Raw genomic sequence first — 24008 nt, forward strand, 5'->3', positions numbered from 1 at the left:
AGCTTGTTAAGTGCAATACTGGAACCGGGTAAATTTAACTTAAAGACAAACTTAATGCGAAGTGCCAGGTTCATCAGCCTGCTGGTCTTAGCGGTTGCCACCTTCCTTTACATCAATCTGGCAGTCATCCAGCAATACGGTCAAACTAATTTTTATCATCCAGTTGAGCATATTGGTCTGGCTATTTATTGCCTGATAAGCTTGATCACTACTCGCTTTACTATTCGTCTTAATGATGTTTCAACTAAGCCGCAGTCCATTTTTTCCTTTATTAAAATTATTCTGATTTCTGGTTTGGCGGCCTCACTTCTCGTCACTTTGATATGGTTACTCATCCGTTCTTTAGTAATGATGGGAAGTGACGAGCCATGGATGATGAATTGGATGTATGTCATAGGCAATATGCTATTTGTTTTCTTTTACGTGCACATCATTTTTTCCAGTACTTACTTATCTTTTGCCTATCATCACAGACTAAAAGCAGAAAACAACAAGCGGATTAGTGCTGAAAAGGCGCGCGCAGCAGCAAAGTTAAAACTACTGCATGAGCAAGTGGCACCTCACTTTTTATTCAATAGTCTCAATACGTTATCTTCATTAATTGAGGTTAATCAACCGCAAGCTCAGCTTTATGTGATTCGTTTGGCGGAGTTATACCGCTTCATGCTTAGAAACAGAGATCACGATGTTATAAGTCTTGCCGAAGAGGTCAACTTTACCAAAACTTATGTATCGATCAGCAATATCCGATTTGGAGATGCTTACCACTTAAAAATAGATCATTACATTGATGATCCGGTAAGTTGGTATCTACCTCCGGGTGCTTTACAAACTCTGGTAGAAAATGCCATCAAACACAATGAAGCCAGTAGTACTGAAGTGCTGGATATTCACATTTATATCCAAGAAGAAACCATTACTGTTTTAAATCAACGAAGAGTTGTCAATGGCGTCGTTGCTTCTACCAAAACAGGCCTTGCAAACCTGAAAGCCAGATATGCCATGTTGACGTCCTCACCTGTTTTAATCAATAAGTCTGAAGAGTTTTTCTCTGTTCAGATTCCTTTAATAAAGGAGATCACCGACCTATGAATATCCTAATCATTGAAGATGAAATCCATGCAGCAAACCATTTGCAAAACCTGCTATCTCAAATTGAACCGAATGCAAATGTTCTTGGCTGGATTAGCTCTGTAAGTGAGGTTAAAAACTTCATGCAAGACAAACATGCTATTGATTTAATATTTTCAGATATTGAGATTCGAGGAGGCCATGTTTTTTCTGCGTTTGAGATTTTCCCTCCCAAATGCCCGATTATTTTTACCACTGCCTACAATGATTACCTATTGGATGCCTTCCAGAGCAACGGCATCGAGTATTTACTAAAACCCTATGACAAAGATCGGCTGGAACAAGCATTGAAGAAGTTTCATCGATTTCACGACCATACACCGAAAACTTTAGATTCAAGCCTTCTCAGCCTCATTAATCAAACCTTGCGCTCAGAAACAAAGGTTTATAAAACGCGCTTCACGATTAAACGCCCTAAAGGCATGCAATTGCTTGATGTGAAGAACGTAGTTTTATTTAAGTTGGATCAAACAGGCTTGTTTGCCTTTGATAATCAGGCCAACTATTACCCAATGCATGATTTCACCTTAAGTAGCCTTGAGGAGCAGCTTGACCCAAATCTTTTTTTCCGCATAAACCGCAATGAAATAATAAACATTCAGGCTATCTCTCTGATACAAAGCTACGGCAAAGACAAACTCCAGATCTCTCTCGAAGGCATTAGCGACTATTGCTTAACCAGCTCACACAAGACTCCCGAATTCAGACGATGGATTGAATCAAGCTAGGACAGGCTGCAGCCAGTCCTGCGGTTGAAGATAACGCTGATACAATAACGCTTCTGCACTACCCGCCTCTGGTTGATAGCCATATTGCCAGCGCACCAACGGCGGCATCGACATTAAAATGGATTCAGTGCGCCCGCCGCTTTGCAGGCCAAACAAGGTACCCCTGTCATACACCAGATTAAATTCAACATAGCGGCCGCGACGGTATAGCTGGAACTGACGCTGATGCTCACCGTATGGCGTATCTTTACGCCGTTCAACTATCGGCAAATACGCCGGAATAAAAGCTTCGCCAACAGCACGCATCAGGGCAAAGCTTTGCTCAAAGCCGGGCGCATTTAAATCATCAAAAAACAGCCCGCCAACACCCCGGGTTTCACTACGGTGTTTTAAGTAGAAGTAGTCGTCACACCATTTTTTATACGCGGGGTAGTATTCAGCGCCAAAAGGATCGACTGCCGTTTTAGCGGTTTGGTGCCAATGCACCACATCTTCTTCAAACGGATAATAAGGCGTTAAATCAAAACCACCACCAAACCACCACACCGGCGCTTCACCGTCTTTCTCAGCAATAAAAAACCGCACATTGGCATGCGTGGTCGGTATATATGGATTAGTCGGGTGAATAACCAATGACACACCACAGGCGTTAAAGCTACGCCCGGCTAACTCCGGCCGGTGCGCCGTAGCCGAGGCAGGCATATTGGCACCAAATACATGCGAGTAATTTACCCCCGCCTGCTCAAATAGCTTACCGCCGGTTAGCACCCGGCTTTTACCACCGCCGCCTTCGGGCCGCTGCCAGGCGTCTTCAACAAACAGCGCTTTACCATCTGCTTGCTCCAGCGCAGCACAGATGTTGTCCTGTAATTGCTGCAAAAACTGCTGCACTGCAGCCAAATGCTGCTGTGGTTGGTTGGTTGTCACGTTAACTCCTAACGATATCGCCGCTGATGGCATCACGAATTTGACTGGGTTGGGTTGCCCCACCCAAAGGCCCGGGCATAATAGCAGACAACTTGTCACCGAGACTTTGTTGCAGCACAACTTTGTCGGTGATGGCCGGTTGACCGGACAAATTGGCACTGGTTGATACCAGCGGCTTGCCATAAGCACTGCATAACTGTTGTACTACCGGGTGCGCACTTACCCTTACCGCAATAGTATTGAACTGGCCGGTGATCCATTTAGGTGCTGTTTTGCTGGCCGGTAGCACCCAGCTGATATGGCCGGGCCAACTGGAAAATATCTGATAGCGCTTTCCCGGTGGAATGGCTTTGTCATCCACATAGCGCAGTAACTGCGAATAGTTAGCGGCAATCAGGATAAGCCCCTTTTCCACCGGCCGCTGCTTAATTGCCAGTAACGCCAGTACCGCAGCCTCATTGTCCGGATCACAACCGAGACCATATACCGCCTCAGTCGGATAGGCTATGACGCCACCTTGCTGTAAGGCCTGTAATACCAACTCCAGTTCTGCCATTTGTCGCTACTTCTCCGGATAATTATACGAAAAACACAGTTAAAATTTTCTTCAGTTGCGCAACTGGCTATAATAGCGCCTTCACGCTTTTAGTTCATCACGTACAGAAGGAAACAACAATGCAAGTTGGCATCATCATGGGTTCAACTTCAGACTGGCCCACTATGAAACACGCCGCTGATATGCTGGATAAGTTCGGTATTGCCTATGAAACCAAAGTTGTTTCCGCACATCGTACACCGCAACTACTGGCCGATTACGCCGGCAGCGCCGCCAGTCGCGGTTTAAAAGTAATTATTGCCGGCGCCGGCGGTGCAGCACATTTACCTGGCATGGCCGCTGCATTCACCAGCCTGCCGGTACTAGGCGTACCGGTACAATCTAAAGCGTTAAAAGGCCTCGACTCACTATTATCTATTGTGCAAATGCCAAAAGGCGTTGCGGTGGGCACCCTAGCCATTGGTGACGCCGGTGCCGCTAATGCCGGCTTGCTGGCAGCACAAATACTGGCTACCCACAGCCCGGAGCTGATGACAAAAATTGATACCTTTCGCCAGGCGCAAACCGATATGGTGTTAAGCCAGCCTGACCCATCACAGGTGCCGTTATGAAGGTATTAGTGCTGGGCGCCGGCCAACTGGCGCGGATGATGGCACTGGCCGGTGCTCCGCTGAACATCAGTATCAGCGCCTATGATGTCAACAGCGACAGCATAGTACATCCGCTAACGCAGCAGAATTTGGGCAAAGGTTTGGCTAATGCCATTGCCGATGCTGATGTGGTTACCGCCGAGTTTGAACATATTCCACTGCCGGTATTAGCGCAGTGCCAGCAAAGCGGTAAGTTTTTTCCGGGTGAAGCGGCGATTAAAGCCGGCGGCGATCGCCGGTTAGAAAAGCAATTACTGGACAGCGCCGGTGTGCGCTCTGCCAGCTATCATATTATTAATAATGAAGCCGATTTTAATGCCGCCATCAGTAAGCTGGGCTTGCCGCTGGTATTTAAAAGCGCGCTGGCCGGTTATGACGGCAAAGGTCAGTGGCGCTTAAAGCAGCCCGGGCAGGCCGCTGCGCTATGGCAGGACATCAGTGCCTTTCTGGCCGCCGATAACAAACAAGCTATAGTGGCTGAGCAGTTTATTCCGTTTCAACGTGAAGTGTCATTGATTGGCGCCCGTAACAGCCGCGGTGAAGTACAGGTATATCCGCTAACAGAAAATCATCATGTTAATGGCGTACTGAGCGTGTCATTAGCAATAGCAGGCAATGAACAACTGCAACAGCAAGCACAGCAAATGTTTACCGCAGTCGCAAATCAGCTGAATTATGTTGGCGTGCTGGCGATTGAATTTTTTGATGTTAATGGCGAGCTGTTGGTTAACGAAATAGCCCCCCGCGTACACAACTCCGGCCATTGGACCCAACAAGGCGCTGATGTTTGTCAGTTTGAACAGCACTTACGGGCTGTGTGCGTTTTGCCGCTGGGCAGCACAGCGCTGCTGCGCCCGAGTTTGATGGTGAATATTCTTGGCGAAGACACGGTGCCGGAGCAAATTCTGGCACTGCCAGGGTTACACTTACATTGGTATGGTAAAAGCAAACGCGCCGGTCGTAAGATGGGGCATATTAATTTATCGGCAGACAATAACGCGCAACTGAAGCAACGCTTTGAGCAATTGATCGCACTATTACCCGCAGCGGCTTTTCCTGAGTTGGCACAAATGGCAGACCGGTTAAACTGACACCCCGGCCGGTAGCTCAGGCTGCCGGCTGTTTTGCCCCGCATTTTTTATCAGCGCAGTACAACACGCCTTTCTTTTCTCCCAGTAAATCGAAACCACAACTGACGCAGCTGCCGGCAATAGGTTTGTCATTTAGCAAAAACTTGCACTTGGGATAGTTGTCACAACCCCAGAATGCTTTGCCAAACTTATTAACCCGCTCTGTCAGTTGGCCCTGTTTGCATTTCGGGCAGGCTAAACGCTCTGCTTCCGGTTGCTCATTTTGTTCATGCACGACAAAATTACAGCGTGGATAATCTGTACAGCCAATAAACATGCCGTAGCGACCGTTTTTTACTGCCAGGGCATTACCACACTGCGGGCAGGCTTCGCTATCCAGCACTTTAACTATGCTGGTTTCATGCTGGTGTAACGCCTTAATATAGTTGCAGGCCGGATAAGCACTGCAACCGAGAAAAGGGCCGTTTTTACCTGATTTCATTGCCAACGGCTGCTGGCATAACGGACATAGCTGCTGCTGTTGCGGCAGTTCAAACAAGGCGGAATCGTCGGTCATAAAGGGTAAGGCCGCTTAATGCAGCGGCCCTTCAGGTTCATCAAAAATTAAATCTTCCATTTGGGCATAGGCATTTTCGTGGCCTGGTACGTTAAACAGCACCATCAATACCACCCATTTTAAATCTTCCAGGCTAATGCTGTTGCTGTCCAGATCCATCACCCTGTCGATAACCATCTCACGGGTAACCGCATCCAGTACATTAATTTGCTCCAGAAACAGCAAAAAGCCCTGACACTCAACATCCATCTTTGCCAATTCCGCCGCGCAATAAATACGGGTGGCATTGGAGATGCCTTTTGATAAATATGGCTTAACATGACTTTCCTGCAGCGCAGACAGGTTGTCGAGCCATTTTAGCGCTTTGAAGATATCGTCGTCATGAAAACCTGCCCGGCTTAACTCTTTGGTCAGATCGGCATGATTAACGTAAATGTCAGATTCATTGTGGATATAGTTTTCGAACAGATAAACGAGGATATCAAACATACTCAGGCACTCCTCACTCTAATGTAGCCACCGGGAACTGCTGCTACTTCACCAGCTAACTCCAGCTGTAACAGCGCTATAGTTGCATCAGCTATCACCAGGCCGGCGCGCTGTGCAATCAGATCAACTGCGGTAACTTCATCTCCTACGTTAGCCAACAACTGACGGGCAAACAAGTCTGTTTCAGTACTTTTTTCCTGTTCAGGCTCAATTCTTAGACAACTTTTACTAAAAAAGCTCCATTCTTCCAATATATCGGCCACCGATGTCACCAGTTTAGCACCTTGTTGGATCAATGCGTGGCAACCGGCCGATTGCGGGCTGTAAATGGATCCGGGCACCGCAAACACATCACGGCTGTATTCTGCCGCCAGATTAGCACTGATTAAAGTGCCACTTTTCAACCCAGCCTCTACCACTATAGTACCGATACTTAAACCAACAACAATACGGTTACGCTGCGGAAACCATTCGGCCCGGGCCTGCACATCCGGAAAATACTCCGACACTAACGCGCCTTGCTCTGCTATCGCTTGTGCCAGCGCTTTGTTAGACACGGGATAAACTTGTTCCAGGCCGTGCCCTAACACTGCAATGGTTAGCCCGCCGGCCTGCAAGGCGCCTTTATGGCTCTCACTATCAATGCCGCGCGCCATACCACTGGTTATGACATAACCCTGCTGCGATAATTCTGCCGCAAAACTTTGCGCGACTTTGCGTCCGGTTGGTGTAGGTTGACGGCTACCCACCATCGCCAGTTGTTGCTGTGCCAATACCTGAGGGTCGCCTTTAACAAACAATAACAACGGTGGTTGTTTGGTTTGTTTTAACAAAGCCGGGTAGCGCGGATCCTGATAGGTAATAACGTGGTGAGTATCGCTTTGTTCCAGCCATTGCAGGGCGTGAGCAACTTTGGGCTTCGCTTCATGCGCCAGCAAGTAAGCCTGGCGTTCGGTAAAACCAATATTACGTAAGGTGCTGGCAGGTAACTTTACCAGTTCAGCTAACGGAATTTGCTCGCTTAAACGTTGGAACTTCAGGCCATCCTGGCCATGCACAGTAGCTAAAGCGAGCCAGTTGCGGATATCGTCCATGGCAAACCGGCTCCATATAAATTGACTTACAGGTTGGCGATTAAATCTCCCACCCTGATTGGACGCTGTGTTTTGGTGACAATAGCAAAGCTGGTTTGCTCAGACACTTTAAATACCATTAACTCACCCACTTTTTCGCGCGGTAAAGCAATAGTACTGTCGCCAAAGTTCTTAAACATTTTTTGCAGCTTGTTGGCATCTTCCACATAAACCGGGCCGGCTTCACCGTCAATCACTATTGGCGAATTGCGATAAATGCCCAGCATATGGCCGGCTTTAACATTCTGTAAATTGCCGCGGTTTAATACCACGATATCCCACTTGGAAAACTCGCGCATGTTCGACGTGGTATCAATAATGGTGCCATTGACGTCAAAATCCGGTTTAGTCATCACAAAGAACGCCGGTAATGCCTGGCCTTCTAAAGCCGGCATTAAGCGGTCACCTTGTTTAATTTCGCGCTTCACGCTGAGCACATTTAATGACGCCGCTTCTGTCGGTGTATCTTCAGTCGCCTCACGGCCGCTACGAAATGCACGGGCGGTAGCCACTAAATTAGTTTCATAGCCCAGCAAGGTGCCGGTTTCACTATCAATGTAAGGTTTACCTTTACGGTACACACCATAAGATGCGCCGGCATCCAGTACACCCTTGGCATAAATAATATGGTCACTAACTGAATTTTTAACGTTGGCGTTGGAACCAAGAATATAAGGTAAGGCGTTAATTTGCTCTTCGCTTAGCGCTTGTTCAAAGGTTAAGTAATGCCGGATCATACTCAGCGGCAAGGTGCTTATTGCATCGCCGCCTTTCATGGTTTTACGGATGCCGGGGGATAACCGCTTCACATTGTCATTTACGACCAGCCGTGGTTTGCCCTGTGCATCAAACACCAGGGTCAGGGTGTCGCCGGGGAAAATCAGGTGCGGATTGTCAATTTGCGGGTTCATTTGCCACAGTTGCGGCCATAGCCAGGGCTCATTCAGATACAGCGCAGAAATATCCCATAAGGTGTCGCCCTTTTTCACCACATAATTGGCGGGCGCATCTTCGCGGATCTTCAATACGTCCGCAAACACGGTAAACCAGCCACTTATTACGGTTAAAGTGACCACAATTGCGAATTTTTTCAGCATGCCAGCATCCTTCAGCTCGATCTTGTTGTAATTATTGCACACTAAGCTGTTAATACAGCGGATTAATGGCTAAAATTAAAACATACCACAACCTTTGAAACAACGCATATTTTTGTAGGTGTTATGGCAGTTTTACATGTATTACATTTCCCGGACGAAAGGCTTCGCACTATCGCCAAACCCGTTGCAACAGTTAACGCTGAAACTCAGCAATTAGTGGCTGATATGCTTGATACCATGTACGACGAAAACGGTATCGGTTTGGCGGCAACTCAGGTTAACGTGCACCAACGCGTGGTGGTGATCGACGTATCAGAAGATCGCAACGAGCCGATGGTATTTATCAACCCGGAAATCATCGCCCGCAGCGGCGAAACCAGCTACGAGGAAGGCTGTTTGTCGGTACCGCAGAACTACGCCACGGTAGAGCGCGCCGCCGAAGTAACCGTAAAAGCTCAGGATAAAAACGGCAATTGGTTTGAATTAAAAGCCGACGGCTTGCTGGCGATATGCCTGCAACACGAGCTGGACCATTTAGTTGGTAAATTGTTTATTGATTATCTGTCACCGTTGAAACGTGACCGCATCCGGAAAAAACTGGAAAAAGAAGCCAAAATGGCCCAGCGCCACGCGCTTTAAAACAGGACATACCGTGACCACACCTTTGCGTATTATTTTTGCCGGCACGCCCGATTTCGCGGCGCGCCATTTGCAAGCCTTGTTAGATTCTGACCACCAGGTTATAGCGGTATACACCCAGCCAGACCGCCCTGCCGGCCGCGGTCAGCAACTGCAGCCCAGTGCCGTAAAACAATTGGCAGTTGAGCACGGTATTGCGGTGTATCAACCGAAATCGCTGAAAAAAGCCCCGGCTCAGGCTGAACTTGCCGCACTGCATGCCGATTTGATGGTGGTGGTTGCTTATGGCCTGATCCTGCCGCAAACCGTACTGGATACACCACGCTTAGGCTGCATTAATGTGCATGGCTCGCTGTTGCCACGCTGGCGCGGCGCGGCGCCAATTCAACGCGCTATTTGGGCCGGCGATGCACAAACCGGCGTCACTATTATGCAAATGGATGCCGGGCTGGATACCGGGGCGATGTTAAGCACGGTAAGCTGCGCTATTGACGATACCGATACCAGCGCTGCACTTTATGACAAACTGGCCGTGTTAGGGCCCAAAGCACTACTGGCGGCGCTGGGCGATTTACCGGCGTTACAGCAGCAGGCGAAAGTACAGGACGACAGCCTGGCAAGTTACGCGGAAAAACTGCACAAAGATGAAGCCTTGCTCGACTTCAGCAAAAGTGCTGCAGCATTGCAGCGTGAAATCCGCGCCTTTAATCCGTGGCCGGTAAGCTACATGACGCTGGCACAAGGTAGTGTAAAGGTATGGCAGGCACAGGCAGAAAATACAGCAACAGACCAGGCTGCAGGCACCATTTTAAGTGCGAATAAACACGGTATCCGTATTGCGTGCAGCGAAGGTGTGCTTAGCATTACCCAATTACAACCGCCCGGCAAGAAAGCCATGTGTGTTGCCGATTTTTTAAATGGCCGCGCTGACTGGTTGCCACCGGGTAGCGTCATTGGCAGCGCAGTATGAGCCGCAATGTTCGCGTATTAGCCGCCCGCTGCTGTTTTGATGTTATCGACCAGGGTATGTCGCTGTCTGAAGCGCTGCCGAAAGCGCAAACGCAACTGGATAATGCGCCCGACAAAGCCCTGTTGCAGGAAATCTGCTTTGGCGTTATGCGCTATCTGCCGCAGCTGGAAGCCATCTGCAGTCAGTTGATGAGCAAGCCGCTGATTAAACAATTGCGACCATTACAGTTTTTGCTCTATGTCGGCATTTACCAGCTGAAGTTTATGCGCATACCGGATCACGCTGCTATTAGTGAAACCGTAGAAGCGGCACGCGAACTCAAAGGCCAATCGCTGACCAAGCTTATCAATGCGGTGCTGCGTAATGTGCAGCGCCAGCCGCAGCTTTTCGATTTTTCAGCGGCCCCCGCTGCCGTGCAATATAATCACCCGGGTTGGCTGCTTAACCACTTACAGCAGGCTTATACAACGCAGTGGCAACAAATACTGGAAGCGAATCAACAAAAGGCGCCGCTATGGTTGCGGGTTAATGTCAGTAAAATTAACCCGACAGATTATGCTGCCGCGCTAACCCGCGCCGGTATTGAATACAGCCGGCCACTGGCAGACTTACCCGCAACCATTAAATTGGCGCAGGCACAGGATGTCACCGGTTTGCCGGGTTATGCCGATGGTTGGTTCTCGGTGCAGGACGCCGCAGCCCAGCATGCCGCTTTGCTGCTGGACGTAAACGACGGCCAGCGTATCTTAGATGCCTGCTGCGCACCGGGCGGTAAAACCTGCCATATTCTGGAGCTGGCTCCGCACGCGGAACTTACCGCGCTGGACAAAGAGCCGAAACGTTTACTGCGGGTACATGATAACCTTGCCAGACTGGGCCTGAACGCCAACGTGATTGCGGCGGATGCAGCCGAACCGCAACAATGGTGGCAAGGGCAATTGTTCGACCGTATTTTGCTGGATGTGCCCTGCTCTGCCAGCGGCGTGATACGCCGCCATCCGGATATTCGCTGGTTGCGCAAAAAGACTGATATTGAGGTGCTGGTGGCGCTGCAACAACGCATTTTACAGCAGTGCTGGGCTTTACTGGCGCCGGGAGGCAAGCTGCTTTATGCTACCTGCAGTGTATTGCCGGCAGAAAACGGTCAACAGATTGAGCTGTTCTTACAACAGCACAGCGACGCCAGTTTAGTGCAATTGCCGAAGCAACGCAGTGAGCAGCCATTCGGCTGGCAAATTTTACCCGGCGAGCAGGATATGGATGGCTTTTTCTACGCCCTGTTAAGCAAATCGGCAAACAGCGAGACTCAATGAAAATCATTATTTTAGGCGCAGGCCAGGTTGGCGCTACATTGGCAGAGAACCTGGTGGGCGAGCAAAATGATATTACCGTAGTCGATATCAACGCAGACAAGTTAAGGGCGCTGCAAGACAGATATGATTTGCAGGTTGTGCATGGCCACAGTTCGCATCCGGATATTTTAAAAAAAGCCGGGGCTGAAGATGCCGACATGATCGTTGCCGTAACCAACAGCGATGAAGTTAACATTGTCGCCTGTCAGGTCGCCTACAGTATGTTTAATACCCCGGTAAAAATTGCCCGTATCCGCACTAACCAATACCTGAAGTACCGCGACCAGCTGTTCCATAAAGATGATATGCCGGTCGACCACTTTATTGCGCCCGAAGCGCTGGTAACCAACTATATCCGCCGCTTAATTGATTACCCGGGCGCATTACAGGTAGTAGAGTTTGCCGGCGGCAAAGTCAGCCTGGTGGCGGTAAAAGCCTATTACGGTGGCTTATTGGTTGGCCACGCGTTATCAGCCTTAAAAGAACATATGCCGAATATCGAAACCCGGGTAGCAGCCATTTACCGGCGCGGTACGGCAATAAAACCGCTGGGTACCACTATTATTGAAGCCGACGACGAAGTGTTTTTCGTTGCTGCCACTAAACATATTCGTGCAGTGATGAGTGAACTGCAAAAACTGGAGCGCAGCTACCGGCGCATAATGATCGCCGGCGGCGGTAACGTAGGCTTTGGTTTGGCACGGGCATTGGAAAAAACCCACAGCGTAAAATTGATAGAGCGTGGCAAAGAACGGGCTGAGTTTTTGTCCAGCGCACTGGACAATACCGTGGTCTATGTCGGCGATGCGTCAGACCCGGAACTGCTGGAAGAAGAAAACATCGAACAAGTCGATGTATTTATTGCTGTTACCAATGACGACGAAGCCAATATTATGTCGGCTATGCTGGCCAAACGGATGGGCGCGCAAAAAACCATGGTGCTGATTAAACGCGGCGCCTATGTAGATTTGCTGCAGGGTGGCGAAGTGGATATCGCGGTATCACCGCAACAGGCGACCATTTCTGCCTTGTTAACCCATATCCGCCGCGGTGATATTGTTAATGTCTATTCTTTACGCCGCGGTGCCGCCGAAGCAATAGAGGCCATAGCCCATGGCGACAGCAGCACCAGCAAGGTGGTGGGTAAAACTATCGGTAATATCAAGTTGCCACCGGGTACCACCATCGGCGCCATAGTACGCGGTGACGAAGTATTAATTGCCCACGACAGCACAGAAATAGAAACAGACGATCATATTATTTTGTTTATGGTCGATAAAAAGCACATTGTTGAAGTGGAAAAGCTGTTTCAGGTCAGTGCAATTTTTATCTAATCTTTCCAAAAGGCCGGCGTAAACAGCACCAACAAGGTAAACACCTCCAACCGGCCGAATACCATGGCAATGATCAGGATCCATTTTGCCGTATCAGGCACCCCGCCAAAGTTTGCCGCTACCTCACCAAGCCCCGGGCCCAGGTTATTTAAACAGGCTGCGGTAGCGGTAAAAGCAGTAATATTATCCAGCCCGGTTAGCAGTAACAGCAGCATAATAACCACAAACACCAGCGCATAAGCGGCAAAAAAGCCCCACACCGCTTCTACTATGCGGTCGGGTACCGCGCGCCGTCCCAGCTTAATGGCATACACAGCACGGGGATGGATTAAACGGTTTAATTCCCGCGCCCCCTGCAGAAACAACAGCAGCACCCGCACCACCTTTAAGCCGCCACCGGTTGAGCCGGCACAGCCACCGATAAAGCTGGAAAAAATCAGTAAAATGGGCAAAAACAACGGCCAGGCAGCAAAGCCGTCGGTAGCAAAGCCGGCAGTAGTGGAAATAGACACCGCCTGAAAGGCAGCATGGTTTAATGCATTGGCGCTGTCGCTGTAGACGTTGGTATGCAGTAACACTGCAAAACAGATAAAGATCAACGCCGCCTGAATAACTAAAAACGCCTTAAACTCAGGATCACGAAAATAAGTGCTGACACTTTTGCCACGGATAGCGGCAAAATGCAGCGGAAAATTCACCGCGCTAAGCAGCAAAAAAATCACACAGATACTGTTAATCAACGGGCTTTGAAAGTGGCCGATACTGGCGTCATAGGTAGAAAAGCCGCCGATGGCCACGGTAGAAAACGCATGGCAAATTGCATCAAACCAGCTCATCCCGGCCAGATAAAACGCTAACATACAGCTTAGCGTTAACGCCAGGTAGATATACCACAGGTGTTTAGCGGTATCGGCGATACGCGGCGTCATCTTATTATCTTTTACCGGACCCGGGGTTTCAGCACGGTACAACTGCATGCCCCCTACACCCAGCATGGGCAATATCGCTACTGCTAATACGATGATCCCCATACCGCCCAACCATTGCAATTGTTGGCGGTAATACAAAATGGCTTTAGGTAAAAACTCAATGCCGGTCAGTACGGTAGCACCGGTAGTCGTCAGGCCGGAGAACGCCTCAAACATGGCACTGGCCAGGTTTAAGTGCGGGTTGCCGGCCAGCATAAACGGAATCGCCCCAACCGCCCCCAGCACTATCCAAAACAATACGACGATTAGGAAGCCGTCACGTACTTTCAGCTCGGCTTTATAGCGCCGGTTCGGGTACCAGATAAAAAAACCGATCACCAAACACAGCACAAAAGACAGCATAAAAGGCACGCCGGCACCGTCCTTGTACCAGTAAGCAACAAAGGCCGGCGGCACCATGCTGATACTGAACAATGCAATCAGCAGGCCCAAAATCCGGATTATCGAGCGGTATTGCATACCTGTACGGCGTCCTTACGGCTTAAGCCAGCTGCAAATCACGGGTCATATTTTCATTGCGGTCCTGATGTACGATCACATCATCCTCAATGCGAATACCACCGTATTGACGGAAAGCGTCTACTTTCTGCCAGTTAATGTATTTATCAAATTCTGTTGCTGCTAAATCAGCTAACAGACTGTCGATAAAATACAAACCAGGCTCAATGGTAAATACCATATTCGCTTCAATAGTACGGGTGCAGCGCAAATACGGATGGCTGTCCGGTGCCGCCACATGCGTGCCGCGCTCATCAGCCATAAAACCACCAACATCATGCACTTGTAAGCCTAAATGATGGCCCAGACCGTGCGGGAAGAAAGTGCGGCTGATCTGGCTTTCAACAATAGCCTCCGGCGACAGTTTAACAAAATCAAACTGATGCAAAATTTCGGCAATATGTTGATGACACTGAATATGCAATTCGCCGTATTTAAGCCCCGGTTTTAAGCCATCAACTAATTTCAATTCCGCGTCATTTACCGCGCTGATTAAGCTGCCGAATTCATCCTGTGGGTTAAAACTGTAGGTACGGGTAATATCGGCAGCATAACCGTGAAACTCGGCACCGGCATCAATCAGAAAGGAATTCCGCTGCGCCGGCACGGTGCGCTCCAGTGCCGTGTAGTGCAAAATGGCGCAGTTTTGGTTCAGCGCAATAATATTGCCGTACGGCACTTCATTTTCTGTTTGGCGCACCGCAGCTAAATACGCCAGTTGAATATCAAACTCACTGCCGCCGGCATAGAACGTGGCTTTTGCAGCATTGTGCCCTGCCACCGCCATACGGTTGGCAATGCGCAAACAGGCTTGTTCATACGGGGTTTTATAAGCGCGGTAGAAATGAATAAAATTCAGCACCGGCTCGGGGTTAATTTCGCTAAAGCCTAACGCGCGCGCTACCTCGAGGTATTCGCCCAAATACGCCAACCGCGCTTTGTCATAGGGCAGCAGTGTTTCAACTTTATTGGCTTTATCCAGCAACTGAATATCAAAATATTCGGCCCAGAAATCATGTGGCTCGTCCGGCACCTTATGCCAGAAATCTTTCGGCCGGTAGAAAATCAGCTTGGGTTTGTTTACACCATCCACAATCAGCCAGCAATGCGGGTTATCAATTACCGGTAACCAGGCTTTAAACAGCGGGTTGGCTTTAAACGGGTAATCCATATCGTCGAGAAACTTGCGCTGAGTCTGGCCGGAGTGGATCACCAGTGCATCCAGGTTTTCGCGCTCTAAAAGACGTCGGGTACGTTGTTGCAATTCGGCAATATGGGCCTGATACAGGCTTTGATAAGAAGCTGTCATAAGTGTCTGACCTGTTGGCTGAAAAATATGCGGGGCATCATAACATTAATCCACCACGACCCCAATCTGCATTGTGGTCAGCGGCTTGAATACATCGGTGGGTGCATTTAAGCGGATATTGTAAATTTGGTAATAGGCCATTACCGCCTTCACATAATCGCGCGTTTCGCGGTACGGAATGGTTTCAACCCACACATCGGCCGGCAACGCATGGTCTTTCGGGATCCACTGTTTCACCCGGCTATAACCGGCATTGTAAGATGCGGTAGCCACTAATAAATTACCGTCGTTACGCTTCATCAAATAGTTAAGATAGTCGGTGCCATAGTCAATGTTCACCACAGGGTTGTACAGCTGGTTAAGCTGCACCGGTTTACGTGCTATTTCGCGGGCCGTCGCCGGCATTAGTTGCATTAAGCCGCGCGCACCCACCGGCGATGCAGCATCGGCCATAAACGAGCTTTCGCGCCGCGCTATCGCCATAGCCCAGCCTGATTCTATATCGGCTTTAGCAGATGATTGAGCAATTTCGTCCTGATACGCCAACGGAAAACGCAGTTCGATATCATCCCAATAGCCCACATCGGCCAGCGAAAAAATAGCCCGCTCATACCATTGCAGCTGATGCGCCAGCTTGGCTGACACCAACTTTTGTTGCTCATCAGAACTATCCTGCAGATGGTTCCACTCGCGCCGCGCCTCGGTTAAGCGCCCCAACGCCAGCCACTCCTGCGCCCGCTTTACCGCCGGGTGTAGCTGCAGCCGGGCCAGTTCTTGTTCGCTTACCGTTACCGGTGCATGCGCCAGGCTGGGCGGTAAACCTAATTTAGCCGCCGCCATAAAGCCATAAAAGTGCCGCTGCAATGCCAAGCGCTGCAACAGCGGCTGCGCCAACTCCGGCTGGTTTTGTTGCTCATAAGAGCGCGCCAGCCAATACTGCCAACTGGCATCTTTGGCTACCTCTGCCGGCAAGGCTTCGATGCTTTGCTGCACTTTAGGCCAGTCCAGTTGTGTCAGGGCATGGCTAACCTGCCAGTGCGCCAGAGTGCTGTCAATCAGCTCAGCCGGCAGCGCTGTCAGCCACTCAGCGGCGCGGTCATCGCCTTTACTGGCCAGCGCTATAGCAAATTGGCGCTGCACATCTAACCTTTGCCCGGCGGTGAAATAAGGGTCATTAGCAAAACGCTGCCATACCTTCAATGCCTGTTCCGGATTGCGCCAAATCAACCGTTTCATGCCGTAGGCGGCAATATCACGTTCCTGCACTTGCTTTAGCGGGAAAAACCGCGCATTGCTGATTACCGCCGGGTTGCGCCGGGCTTTAAGATACATATCAGCCAGCGGCTGCTGCACAGCCGGCAATTGTGTTTTTAAATAGGGGATCAAACTGGTATCGCCCCCCTCGGCAGCTAACATCAGCCGCTGCCACACCCGCTCCTGCGTTTGCTGTCCGGCTTTTCGCCAATCGGCAAACAGCGGATCACAGGCTTTGGGTTGCGATTTGCCCACCAACCACAACTGTGTTACCTGTGGCCACAGCGCAGCAGCATCGGCGTCCGGCAGCGCTAACTGATACCGTAGCGCTAAACATTCCAGTTCAGCATCATTTGACCCTGGGTAGTTGGCCAAAAATAACGCTGATTTTTGCCGTTTTGCCAAATGCAGTAACCAGGGCTTACGCAGTGGCCAGTCCATGGGTGTGCCGCTTTGGCGTTGCAAAAAATCAGCTATGCGTTCATCGGCAGTTAAAAACTGTTGTAAACGACGCTGCTCCAGGTAAGGCTGCAGCGGATAGTCAGCAAACTTTTGCAGCAGCTTCTGCGCCTGCTCGTAACTGACACTGCCAATCTGGCGCTCTGCTTGTAAAAACTCGTTACGTAACGCTGCCTCAGAAGACACCGACGCCGCAGACAGCGGCGCCAGGAGCAGGTTAGTCAGCACAAAAATCATCCGTTTCACGGCGATAACCTCAACAAAAATTCTAAACTGAAAGAAATAACACCTATAGTTAGTGCTCGTGCCGCGACTAAATTCAAACACGCGTTTAAATAACGGTTGAATTTTTTTACTAACCACGACACACTGAGCGCGACAACCTCATCGTACCAGTTGCGAAGAACCCTAATATACGCGACCAAGGAGCACCGTTATGATCTACCAGAGTGACAACATTACTGTTGCCTACCTCAAGCCTGGTATCGCCCGCTTTGCTTTTAATGCCAAGGGCTCAGTTAACAAGTTTGATCAGCAGACGCTTACTGATTGTAAGACAGCTTTAGAGCTGCTGCACGCCGATAAGTCATTACAGGGCGTTATATTTTGCAGCGATAAAGATGCCTTTATCGTTGGCGCCGACATTACCGAATTCTTAAGTACCTTTTTACGCCCCGAAGCCGAGCTTATTCCGTGGATCAAACAAGCCTCTGATATCTTTGATCTGGCTGAAGACTTACCGGTTCCGACCATAGTAGCATTAAAAGGTTTCGCATTAGGTGGCGGCTGTGAGTGGTCACTTACTGCTGACTACCGCGTAGCCGACACAAGTACCCGCATTGGTTTACCGGAAGTAAAGCTGGGCTTAATGCCGGGCTTTGGCGGTACCGTGCGCCTGCCACGTATTATCGGTGCCGACAATGCGATGGAGTGGATCACCACCGGTAAAGATCATAGTGCCGACCAGGCACAAAAATTTGGTTTAATCGATGCCGTGGTAGCACCGGAGAAACTGGAAGCGGCAGCGCTGGGCATGTTAGAAGACGCCATCGCCGGCAAATTGGACTGGCGCAAAAAGCGCGCGGTTAAACTGCAGCCACTGAAATTGAATAAAACTGAAGCCACCATGAGCTTCAGCACAGCCAAAGGCATGGTATTTGTCAACGCCGGTAAACACTACCCTGCGCCGATGTTAGCGGTTACTATCATTGAAGCGGCTGCCACACTGGATCGCTCCGGTGCCATGGCACTGGAAAATGCCGGTTTTGCCAAGCTGGCGAAAACCGATGCCGCTACGGCGCAAATCGGCCTGTTTTTAAATGACCAGTTAATTAAAGGCAAGGCGAAAAAGGCCGCCAAAACCGCCACTAAAGCCATCAACAAAGCCGCCGTATTAGGCGCCGGCATTATGGGTGGCGGTATTGCCTATCAGTCAGCCTTAAAAGGCGTGCCGGTGGTAATGAAGGATATCGCCGATAAAGCCTTAGCGCTGGGTATGGGTGAAGCCACCAAGCTGCTGGGTAAGCAGGTAGAACGCAAAAAGCTCGATGCCATTGGTATGGCAAAAGTAATAGCTGCTATTACCCCTACGCTGAGCAACGAGAACCTCAAAGGCGTTGATATCGTGGTAGAAGCTGTAGTTGAAAACCCGAAAGTGAAAGGCGCAGTGTTAAAAGAAGTAGAAGGTTTAATTGCTGAAGACGCCATTCTGACATCCAATACCTCCACCATTTCAATTGACTCACTGGCAGCAAATTTAAGCCGGCCGCAAAACTTCTGCGGTATGCACTTCTTTAACCCGGTACACCGTATGCCACTGGTAGAGGTTATCCGCGGTAAAGACACCAGCGAAGAAACCGTTGCGGCTGTGGTAGCGTATGCTGCCAAAATGGGTAAATCGCCTATCGTAGTGAATGACTGCCCGGGCTTCTTTGTTAACCGTGTACTGTTCCCCTACTTTGCCGGTTTCAGCAAGCTGGTATTAGACGGCGCCGACTTTGCTCAGGTAGATAAAGTCATGGAAAAACAGTTTGGCTGGCCAATGGGCCCGGCTTATCTGTTAGATGTGGTCGGTTTAGACACCGCTTACCACTGCACTGATGTTATGGCAGCGGGCTTCCCTACGCGAATGGCCAAGCTGGATAACGACCCGGTAGCCGCGATGTATAAAGCTGAGCGCTACGGCCAGAAAAACGGCGTCGGTTTTTATGCTTACAGCAAAGATGCTAAAGGTAAGCCGAAAAAAGACATCGACCCGGCAGCGGTTAGCTTACTGGCCGGCATTGCCTCAGCTAAGCAGGAATTCAGCGCGGAAGATATTATCGCCCGCGTTATGGTGCCAATGATTAACGAGACTATTCGTTGTCTGGAAGAAGACATAGTAGCAAGTGCGGCTGAAGCCGATATGGGCTTGATCTACGGCTTAGGCTTCCCGCCGTTCCGTGGTGGCCCGCTGCGTTATGCCGACACCATCGGTTTAGCCAACTTTGTCGCTCTGGCCGATAAATACGCCCATTTAGGCGAAATTTATCAGGTAACAGATAAAACCCGCGCCATGGCCGCCGCCGGCCAGCGTTTCTTCCCGGTTTAAGCGCAGGAGCAGAATAATGAAACACGCAGTTATCGTAGATTGTATCCGCACGCCAATGGGCCGCAGCAAAGCCGGTATGTACCGCAACGTGCGCGCCGAGCAGCTCTCTGCCCATGTTATGGCATCGTTAGTTGAGCGTAACCCGGCATTAGACCCGGCAGACATTGACGACATTATCTGGGGTTGTGTGCAGCAAACCTTAGAGCAAGGCTTTAACGTGGCGCGTAATGCGGCGCTGTTAGCCGGCATTCCGCACTCGGTACCGGCTGTTACCGTAAACCGCTTGTGCGGTTCATCGATGCAGGCTTTGCATGACGCTGTACGCGCCATTCAAACCGGCATGGGTGAAGTGTATTTAATAGGTGGTGTTGAACACATGGGCCATGTGCCGATGAACCACGGCGTCGATTTCCACCCGGGTTTATCCACCTCGGTAGCCAAAGCCGCCGGTATGATGGGCTTAACCGCCGAATTACTGGGTAAAATGCACGGCATCAGCCGCCAGCAGCAGGATGAATTCGGTGCGCGCTCGCACCGCTTAGCGCAGGAAGCCAGCCTGCAAGGCCGGTTTAAAAACGAAATTATCCCCACTGAAGGCCACGACGCCGACGGCGTGTTAAAGCTGATGGATTACGATGAAGTTATCCGCCCGGAAACCACAGTAGAAGCACTGGGCCAACTGCGCCCGGTATTCGACCCGGCCAACGGCACGGTAACTGCCGGTACGTCTTCTGCTTTATCTGACGGTGCCTCCGGCATGTTAGTAATGAGCGAAGACAAAGCCAAAGCACTGGGCTTGCCAATTCGGGCTTACGTGCGCGGTATGGGTGTAGCTGGTTGCGACCCTTCTATCATGGGTTACGGCCCGGTACCGGCGTCGAAAAAGGCGTTAAAAATGGCCGGTATTACTATTGCCGACATCGACTACGCCGAGCTGAACGAAGCCTTCGCGGCCCAGGCGCTGCCGGTGATGAAAGACTTAGGCTTACTGGAAGTAAAAGAGCAGAAAGTAAACCTGAACGGCGGCGCCATTGCGCTGGGCCACCCGCTGGGTTGCTCGGGTTCACGTATCAGCACCACGCTGATTAACGTTATGGAAGATAAAGGCGGCAAGTTTGGCCTGGCCACAATGTGTATCGGTTTAGGCCAGGGTATTGCGACTGTTTTTGAACGGCCATAAGCTGGCAGCCATAAGCACAATCGCATAGAATAAGGGCCGTTTTTACGGCCCTTATTTATTGACGCAAAATAGAGGCGCAAATCCCGCTGGCGCAGCCACAGACCCACGAGCGAAGCGAATGCGGCAACAGCTGGCGCATGGAGCGCCAGCGTACGGCGAAGCCGGGCCGCACGGCTGAGAGGCAGGATTGCCCGAAGCGCCGCTGTGGCGAGTACAGCGGGAATTTGCGTCGAAACGGCACGGACAAATCAAAGTCTTTTTACCGGAGTATAGATGGAAGATATTTTTAGCAGCGCAGATCAAACCCTCGATGCCTTAGGCCTGCGCTGTCCCGAGCCGGTAATGATGGTGCGGCTGCAACTGCGCAAAATGCAGGTGGGTGAAACCTTACTGATTATCGCCGACGACCCGGCCACCACCCGTGATATCCCGGCATTTTGCCGCTTTATGGATCACGAGTTAGTGGGCAGTGATACGACTGCATTGCCGTATAGGTATGTGGTGAAGAAGGTTAGTGGTTAATAGCTGTTATGCCAGTATCTGTAAGCCCTTTTTAGCAACCAGATTCAACAACTTCAGCGAAGGTCCATTAGGCTTTTTCTGTCCCTGCTCCCACTTCTGTACTGTCGATTTGCTGGTATTTAAATAAGCTGCAAACACCCCCTGGCTGGCTTTATTACGGGTGCGTATTTGTTTAATTTGTTCAGCACTGAATTCTTCTACAACCGGCAGGCATAGCGCTTCTATCTCGCGCAAGGTAGTGTCTTTTATTACCCCGGCGTTATAAAAATCCTGTGCCGTTTCCTGCACCATATCTAAAATTGATTTAGTCATCTGCGTTTATCTCAAATAGTGCGCCAGCATCCAGCCCTTCTTTGTGCGCCCATTTTGCGAAAGCTTTGTTTTTAAATACCCGCATCAGCAATCCTTGCTGTAAACGCAAAAAGTATAACACTAAGTGGCATAGTTTCAATCTGTACTATTAAGCAGCACTCTGTTTTATCTATTCGTGTATTAAAAGCTACTCAACACAATTAATGAAAGTTCTTCAGCAGTGGCGGCAGAAATAGCACAGTATTGCGATCCAAAAACCAGGCAAAACGCGATTTAAGCCGCTAAACCGGCGTTTTCAAACTTATCGATGCACAAATACCCGGCAAATTTTCTGCTGTCATGCCATCTTGCAGGAAACCATCGGATGAGCTGAGTTTGGCTCTATCACTGTCGTCAGCGGTCATTACCTGATCGATCCAATTGGCATGGCTGGATACGCGGGTATACAGCTCTTTAACGCCGTACTCGCCAACATCTTTAAACCATGAATCAACTCTGGAGCTTACGCCAAGCAGGTAATAACCATCTTCTTGTTTCAGATAGGCCGGGCCACCACTGTCGCCATTGCCCGATACGCCTTCCAGCTCAAGCCCGTGTTGACCTGATTCAAACACAAATCTCAAATCGGATTTTGTCACGGCGATCACTTTATTTTGCGCCTTGCGCAGCACGCCGTTGTTTTCTTTATAGCCGATAGTTTCGCCGGTTAAACCTGTACCCGTGCCACCACTGCCGATAAACCACAACATCTGATCACGCTCATCCTGTTGGCGGTACAATTTGGCAGGCGCTACGCTCAGCACCGGTTTAGCCAGCTGAATAAGCGCTAAATCATTCTGCTCACCTAATTGATAAGACGGGTAACTATAACGCGCCCGCACCTCTACCAATTCATCGCCCACCGCAATGGTCTGCCCCGGATTCAGGCAAAACACGGTATGCGCTGCCGTTAATACCCAATCAGGCGCAATCAAAGTACCGTGCACGCCGATATTGTAAAACGTCGCCAACGGCGGGAAGTCCGCTTTGGAAGCCAGATACTGCTCTGGCGGCTTATCATGACGAATAACAATGGCCGACACCGGAGCCGTCAGCATAGCGGTCGTAATCAGGCAACCGATGCTTAGCAGTCTCAGATTGATATTGTTGTACATTGCTGTGTCCTTACATGGCTTTTGATAAGCGTCAGACTGGCAGAAAACCGCATAACAATTAAGCCTTTAAATGTAAGCGGTTATGTAGACATATTTACCGCAATAGTTAATTTACACCAACTGTTACAATTCAGCGTTTGCCTCACAGTGGTGATTTATACACCCGACGTAATGCTTATTTAGTAGTGCCAGGCTAACTGTAGTTGTGGCAGAATGCTGTTTTAGTCATTTGTTGCGGAGCCGCTATGCAACTGTCCCCCGCCGATTTACATATTCTGCTGGTTGAGCCTTCAGAGGTACAACGAAAAATTATCCGCAAAAAACTGGCGGAAGAAAACGTCAGCCGGGTTGAAGAAGCCGACAGCCTTGCCAGTGCCCTGCAAAACATTAAGCGGCACAAACCTGATGCTATTGCCTGCGCTTTGCATCTGGCTGACGGCACGGCTGAACAGTTACTAAAACAGTTAAAAACCGATAGTGCCACCGCAGAGATCCCGTTTTTACTGGTCTCCAGTGAAACCCGCAAAGCGCAGTTGGAAGCCTTTAAACAATCCGGTGTAGTAGCCATTTTGCCCAAGCCATTTGATGCCATGCAACTGGGCAAGGCATTAAATGCCGCCGTTGATTTACTTAGCCCCGCCGAGCTGGAACTTAGCTTATTCGACGTACACGATGTACGGGTGCTGGTGGTAGATGACAGCCGGCTGGCGCGCAATCATATCCGCCGTGTATTGCAAAATCTGGGTATGCAACAGATTACTGAAGCAGAAGATGGCCAGCAGGCTATGGCATTGTTGCAACAGCAAAACTTTGATCTGGTAGTAACCGACTACAATATGCCGGAAGTAAATGGCCGCGAGCTGACAGAGTTTATCCGTGAACACAGCACGCTGTCGCATATTCCGGTGTTAATGGTCACCAGCGAAGCCAATGATGCTCATCTGGCCAATATCGCGCAAAGCGGCGTAAATGCAATGTGTGATAAACCATTTGAACCGGAAGCCGTTAAGCAACTGCTGTACCGGCTGTTAGATCACTAAGTATATTGCAACAGTAAAAATCCACCTCCATAGGAGGTGGCTTTGCGT

The 24008-nt window shown here is 49.9% G+C and carries 23 protein-coding genes; 12 read left to right on the forward strand and 11 right to left on the reverse strand.

Annotated features, from left to right (window positions below):
• The first annotated feature begins 54 nt into the window (after positions 1-54).
• The gene (locus tag HRH59_RS17700; RefSeq protein ID WP_173502603.1) at positions 55-1092 is read left to right on the forward strand and encodes a sensor histidine kinase; all 1038 of its coding nucleotides are present in this window, start codon (positions 55-57) and stop codon (positions 1090-1092) included.
• Positions 1089-1859 (forward strand): LytR/AlgR family response regulator transcription factor, encoded by a 771-nt coding sequence (locus HRH59_RS17705; RefSeq protein WP_173502604.1) that lies wholly within the window; start codon positions 1089-1091, stop codon positions 1857-1859. Before HRH59_RS17700 ends, HRH59_RS17705 begins: the two co-directional genes overlap by 4 nt.
• Here HRH59_RS17705 and hemF read toward each other — a convergent pair.
• Together hemF and HRH59_RS17715 are read right to left on the reverse strand one after the other, a co-directional pair.
• Positions 1851-2786: an oxygen-dependent coproporphyrinogen oxidase gene (gene hemF, locus HRH59_RS17710; RefSeq protein ID WP_331460208.1), complete on the reverse strand. Its 936-nt coding sequence runs from the start codon at positions 2784-2786 to the stop codon at positions 1851-1853. The two genes, HRH59_RS17705 and hemF, sit on opposite strands and share 9 nt — an antisense overlap.
• Before the next feature lies 1 nt (position 2787).
• Positions 2788-3342, reverse strand: coding sequence for a Sua5/YciO/YrdC/YwlC family protein (locus HRH59_RS17715; RefSeq protein ID WP_173502605.1), 555 nt, complete (start codon positions 3340-3342; stop codon positions 2788-2790).
• A 119-nt stretch (positions 3343-3461) separates the two neighbouring features.
• Here HRH59_RS17715 and purE point away from each other — a divergent pair, with 119 nt between their 5' ends.
• Entirely contained in the window at positions 3462-3953 is a 492-nt protein-coding gene (purE, locus tag HRH59_RS17720; RefSeq protein ID WP_173502606.1) for a 5-(carboxyamino)imidazole ribonucleotide mutase, read from the forward strand.
• Complete coding sequence (locus HRH59_RS17725; protein ID WP_173502607.1) at positions 3950-5083, forward strand: 5-(carboxyamino)imidazole ribonucleotide synthase; 1134 nt, start codon at positions 3950-3952, stop codon at positions 5081-5083. The genes purE and HRH59_RS17725 overlap by 4 nt, the downstream gene beginning before the upstream one ends.
• A 16-nt stretch (positions 5084-5099) precedes the next feature.
• Here HRH59_RS17725 and HRH59_RS17730 read toward each other — a convergent pair whose 3' ends face one another.
• The 4 genes from HRH59_RS17730 to HRH59_RS17745 are packed head-to-tail and all read right to left on the reverse strand — an operon-like array spanning position 5100 to position 8358.
• Positions 5100-5639 (reverse strand): DNA topoisomerase family protein, encoded by a 540-nt coding sequence (locus tag HRH59_RS17730; RefSeq protein WP_173502608.1) that lies wholly within the window; start codon positions 5637-5639, stop codon positions 5100-5102.
• A 15-nt stretch (positions 5640-5654) separates the two neighbouring features.
• Positions 5655-6128, reverse strand: coding sequence for a DUF494 family protein (locus tag HRH59_RS17735; protein WP_173502609.1), 474 nt, complete (start codon positions 6126-6128; stop codon positions 5655-5657).
• Between the two features lie 2 nt (positions 6129-6130).
• The gene (dprA, locus tag HRH59_RS17740; RefSeq protein WP_173502610.1) at positions 6131-7222 is read right to left on the reverse strand and encodes a DNA-processing protein DprA; all 1092 of its coding nucleotides are present in this window, start codon (positions 7220-7222) and stop codon (positions 6131-6133) included.
• A 26-nt stretch (positions 7223-7248) separates the two neighbouring features.
• Entirely contained in the window at positions 7249-8358 is a 1110-nt protein-coding gene (locus HRH59_RS17745) for a LysM peptidoglycan-binding domain-containing protein (protein ID WP_173502611.1), read from the reverse strand.
• Positions 8359-8481: 123 nt separating this feature from the next.
• On the opposite strand from HRH59_RS17745, the gene def reads away from it, so the two are divergent.
• Genes def through trkA form a run of 4 tightly spaced genes read left to right on the forward strand, consistent with a single transcriptional unit; the run spans position 8482 to position 12653 of the window.
• Entirely contained in the window at positions 8482-8997 is a 516-nt protein-coding gene (gene def, locus HRH59_RS17750; protein WP_173502612.1) for a peptide deformylase, read from the forward strand.
• A gap of 13 nt (positions 8998-9010) precedes the next feature.
• Entirely contained in the window at positions 9011-9967 is a 957-nt protein-coding gene (gene fmt, locus HRH59_RS17755) for a methionyl-tRNA formyltransferase (RefSeq protein ID WP_173502613.1), read from the forward strand.
• The gene (gene rsmB, locus HRH59_RS17760) at positions 9964-11280 is read left to right on the forward strand and encodes a 16S rRNA (cytosine(967)-C(5))-methyltransferase RsmB (RefSeq protein ID WP_173502614.1); all 1317 of its coding nucleotides are present in this window, start codon (positions 9964-9966) and stop codon (positions 11278-11280) included. Before fmt ends, rsmB begins: the two co-directional genes overlap by 4 nt.
• Entirely contained in the window at positions 11277-12653 is a 1377-nt protein-coding gene (gene trkA / locus HRH59_RS17765) for a Trk system potassium transporter TrkA (protein WP_173502615.1), read from the forward strand. Before rsmB ends, trkA begins: the two co-directional genes overlap by 4 nt.
• Here the strand turns inward: trkA and HRH59_RS17770 are convergent.
• The 3 genes from HRH59_RS17770 to HRH59_RS17780 are packed head-to-tail and all read right to left on the reverse strand — an operon-like array spanning position 12650 to position 17399.
• Complete coding sequence (locus tag HRH59_RS17770) at positions 12650-14101, reverse strand: TrkH family potassium uptake protein (RefSeq protein ID WP_173502616.1); 1452 nt, start codon at positions 14099-14101, stop codon at positions 12650-12652. The two genes, trkA and HRH59_RS17770, sit on opposite strands and share 4 nt — an antisense overlap.
• Positions 14102-14123: 22 nt before the next feature.
• On the reverse strand, positions 14124-15449 hold the full coding sequence (pepQ, locus tag HRH59_RS17775; protein ID WP_173502617.1) for a Xaa-Pro dipeptidase: 1326 nt from the start codon (positions 15447-15449) through the stop codon (positions 14124-14126).
• A 45-nt stretch (positions 15450-15494) separates the two neighbouring features.
• A complete protein-coding gene (locus HRH59_RS17780) occupies positions 15495-17399 on the reverse strand; it encodes a transglycosylase SLT domain-containing protein (protein ID WP_173502625.1) in 1905 nt (634 codons plus the stop codon).
• Positions 17400-17598: 199 nt separating this feature from the next.
• Here HRH59_RS17780 and fadB point away from each other — a divergent pair, with 199 nt between their 5' ends.
• From fadB to tusA, 3 genes are all read left to right on the forward strand, one after another.
• Positions 17599-19752 (forward strand): fatty acid oxidation complex subunit alpha FadB, encoded by a 2154-nt coding sequence (gene fadB, locus HRH59_RS17785; RefSeq protein WP_173502618.1) that lies wholly within the window; start codon positions 17599-17601, stop codon positions 19750-19752.
• Positions 19753-19768: 16 nt separating this feature from the next.
• Complete coding sequence (gene fadA, locus HRH59_RS17790) at positions 19769-20932, forward strand: acetyl-CoA C-acyltransferase FadA (protein WP_173502619.1); 1164 nt, start codon at positions 19769-19771, stop codon at positions 20930-20932.
• Positions 20933-21205: 273 nt separating this feature from the next.
• Positions 21206-21454, forward strand: a complete 249-nt coding sequence (gene tusA / locus HRH59_RS17795) for a sulfurtransferase TusA (protein ID WP_173502620.1) — start codon at positions 21206-21208, stop codon at positions 21452-21454.
• 6 nt (positions 21455-21460) lie between these two features.
• Here the strand turns inward: tusA and HRH59_RS17800 are convergent, their stop codons facing one another.
• Together HRH59_RS17800 and HRH59_RS17805 are read right to left on the reverse strand one after the other, a co-directional pair.
• Complete coding sequence (locus HRH59_RS17800) at positions 21461-21766, reverse strand: helix-turn-helix domain-containing protein (protein WP_173502621.1); 306 nt, start codon at positions 21764-21766, stop codon at positions 21461-21463.
• 281 nt (positions 21767-22047) lie between these two features.
• Positions 22048-22920 carry a S1 family peptidase gene (locus HRH59_RS17805; protein ID WP_173502622.1) on the reverse strand — a complete coding sequence of 291 codons (873 nt, stop codon included), beginning with the start codon at positions 22918-22920 and terminating at the stop codon, positions 22048-22050.
• Between the two features lie 245 nt (positions 22921-23165).
• On the opposite strand from HRH59_RS17805, the gene HRH59_RS17810 reads away from it, so the two are divergent.
• Complete coding sequence (locus HRH59_RS17810) at positions 23166-23960, forward strand: response regulator (protein WP_173502623.1); 795 nt, start codon at positions 23166-23168, stop codon at positions 23958-23960.
• The last annotated feature ends 48 nt before the right edge of the window (positions 23961-24008 follow it).

This window comes from Rheinheimera lutimaris, from assembly GCF_013283795.1.
GTDB classification, from domain to species: domain Bacteria; phylum Pseudomonadota; class Gammaproteobacteria; order Enterobacterales; family Alteromonadaceae; genus Alishewanella; species Alishewanella lutimaris.

Bases quoted from the DNA above. Each gene is read 5' to 3' on its own strand.
- HRH59_RS17700 (WP_173502603.1), top strand. From the start codon at position 55: ATGCGAAGTGCCAGGTTCATCAGCCTGCTGGTCTTAGCGGTTGCCACC.
- HRH59_RS17705 (WP_173502604.1), top strand. From the start codon at position 1,089: ATGAATATCCTAATCATTGAAGATGAAATCCATGCAGCAAACCATTTG.
- HRH59_RS17715 (WP_173502605.1), bottom strand. From the start codon at position 3,342: ATGGCAGAACTGGAGTTGGTATTACAGGCCTTACAGCAAGGTGGCGTC.
- purE (WP_173502606.1), top strand. From the start codon at position 3,462: ATGCAAGTTGGCATCATCATGGGTTCAACTTCAGACTGGCCCACTATG.
- HRH59_RS17725 (WP_173502607.1), top strand. From the start codon at position 3,950: ATGAAGGTATTAGTGCTGGGCGCCGGCCAACTGGCGCGGATGATGGCA.
- HRH59_RS17730 (WP_173502608.1), bottom strand. From the start codon at position 5,639: ATGACCGACGATTCCGCCTTGTTTGAACTGCCGCAACAGCAGCAGCTA.
- HRH59_RS17735 (WP_173502609.1), bottom strand. From the start codon at position 6,128: ATGTTTGATATCCTCGTTTATCTGTTCGAAAACTATATCCACAATGAA.
- dprA (WP_173502610.1), bottom strand. From the start codon at position 7,222: ATGGACGATATCCGCAACTGGCTCGCTTTAGCTACTGTGCATGGCCAG.
- HRH59_RS17745 (WP_173502611.1), bottom strand. From the start codon at position 8,358: ATGCTGAAAAAATTCGCAATTGTGGTCACTTTAACCGTAATAAGTGGC.
- def (WP_173502612.1), top strand. From the start codon at position 8,482: ATGGCAGTTTTACATGTATTACATTTCCCGGACGAAAGGCTTCGCACT.
- rsmB (WP_173502614.1), top strand. From the start codon at position 9,964: ATGAGCCGCAATGTTCGCGTATTAGCCGCCCGCTGCTGTTTTGATGTT.
- trkA (WP_173502615.1), top strand. From the start codon at position 11,277: ATGAAAATCATTATTTTAGGCGCAGGCCAGGTTGGCGCTACATTGGCA.
- HRH59_RS17770 (WP_173502616.1), bottom strand. From the start codon at position 14,101: ATGCAATACCGCTCGATAATCCGGATTTTGGGCCTGCTGATTGCATTG.
- pepQ (WP_173502617.1), bottom strand. From the start codon at position 15,449: ATGACAGCTTCTTATCAAAGCCTGTATCAGGCCCATATTGCCGAATTG.
- HRH59_RS17780 (WP_173502625.1), bottom strand. From the start codon at position 17,399: ATGATTTTTGTGCTGACTAACCTGCTCCTGGCGCCGCTGTCTGCGGCG.
- fadB (WP_173502618.1), top strand. From the start codon at position 17,599: ATGATCTACCAGAGTGACAACATTACTGTTGCCTACCTCAAGCCTGGT.
- fadA (WP_173502619.1), top strand. From the start codon at position 19,769: ATGAAACACGCAGTTATCGTAGATTGTATCCGCACGCCAATGGGCCGC.
- tusA (WP_173502620.1), top strand. From the start codon at position 21,206: ATGGAAGATATTTTTAGCAGCGCAGATCAAACCCTCGATGCCTTAGGC.
- HRH59_RS17800 (WP_173502621.1), bottom strand. From the start codon at position 21,766: ATGACTAAATCAATTTTAGATATGGTGCAGGAAACGGCACAGGATTTT.
- HRH59_RS17805 (WP_173502622.1), bottom strand. From the start codon at position 22,920: ATGTACAACAATATCAATCTGAGACTGCTAAGCATCGGTTGCCTGATT.
- HRH59_RS17810 (WP_173502623.1), top strand. From the start codon at position 23,166: ATGCAACTGTCCCCCGCCGATTTACATATTCTGCTGGTTGAGCCTTCA.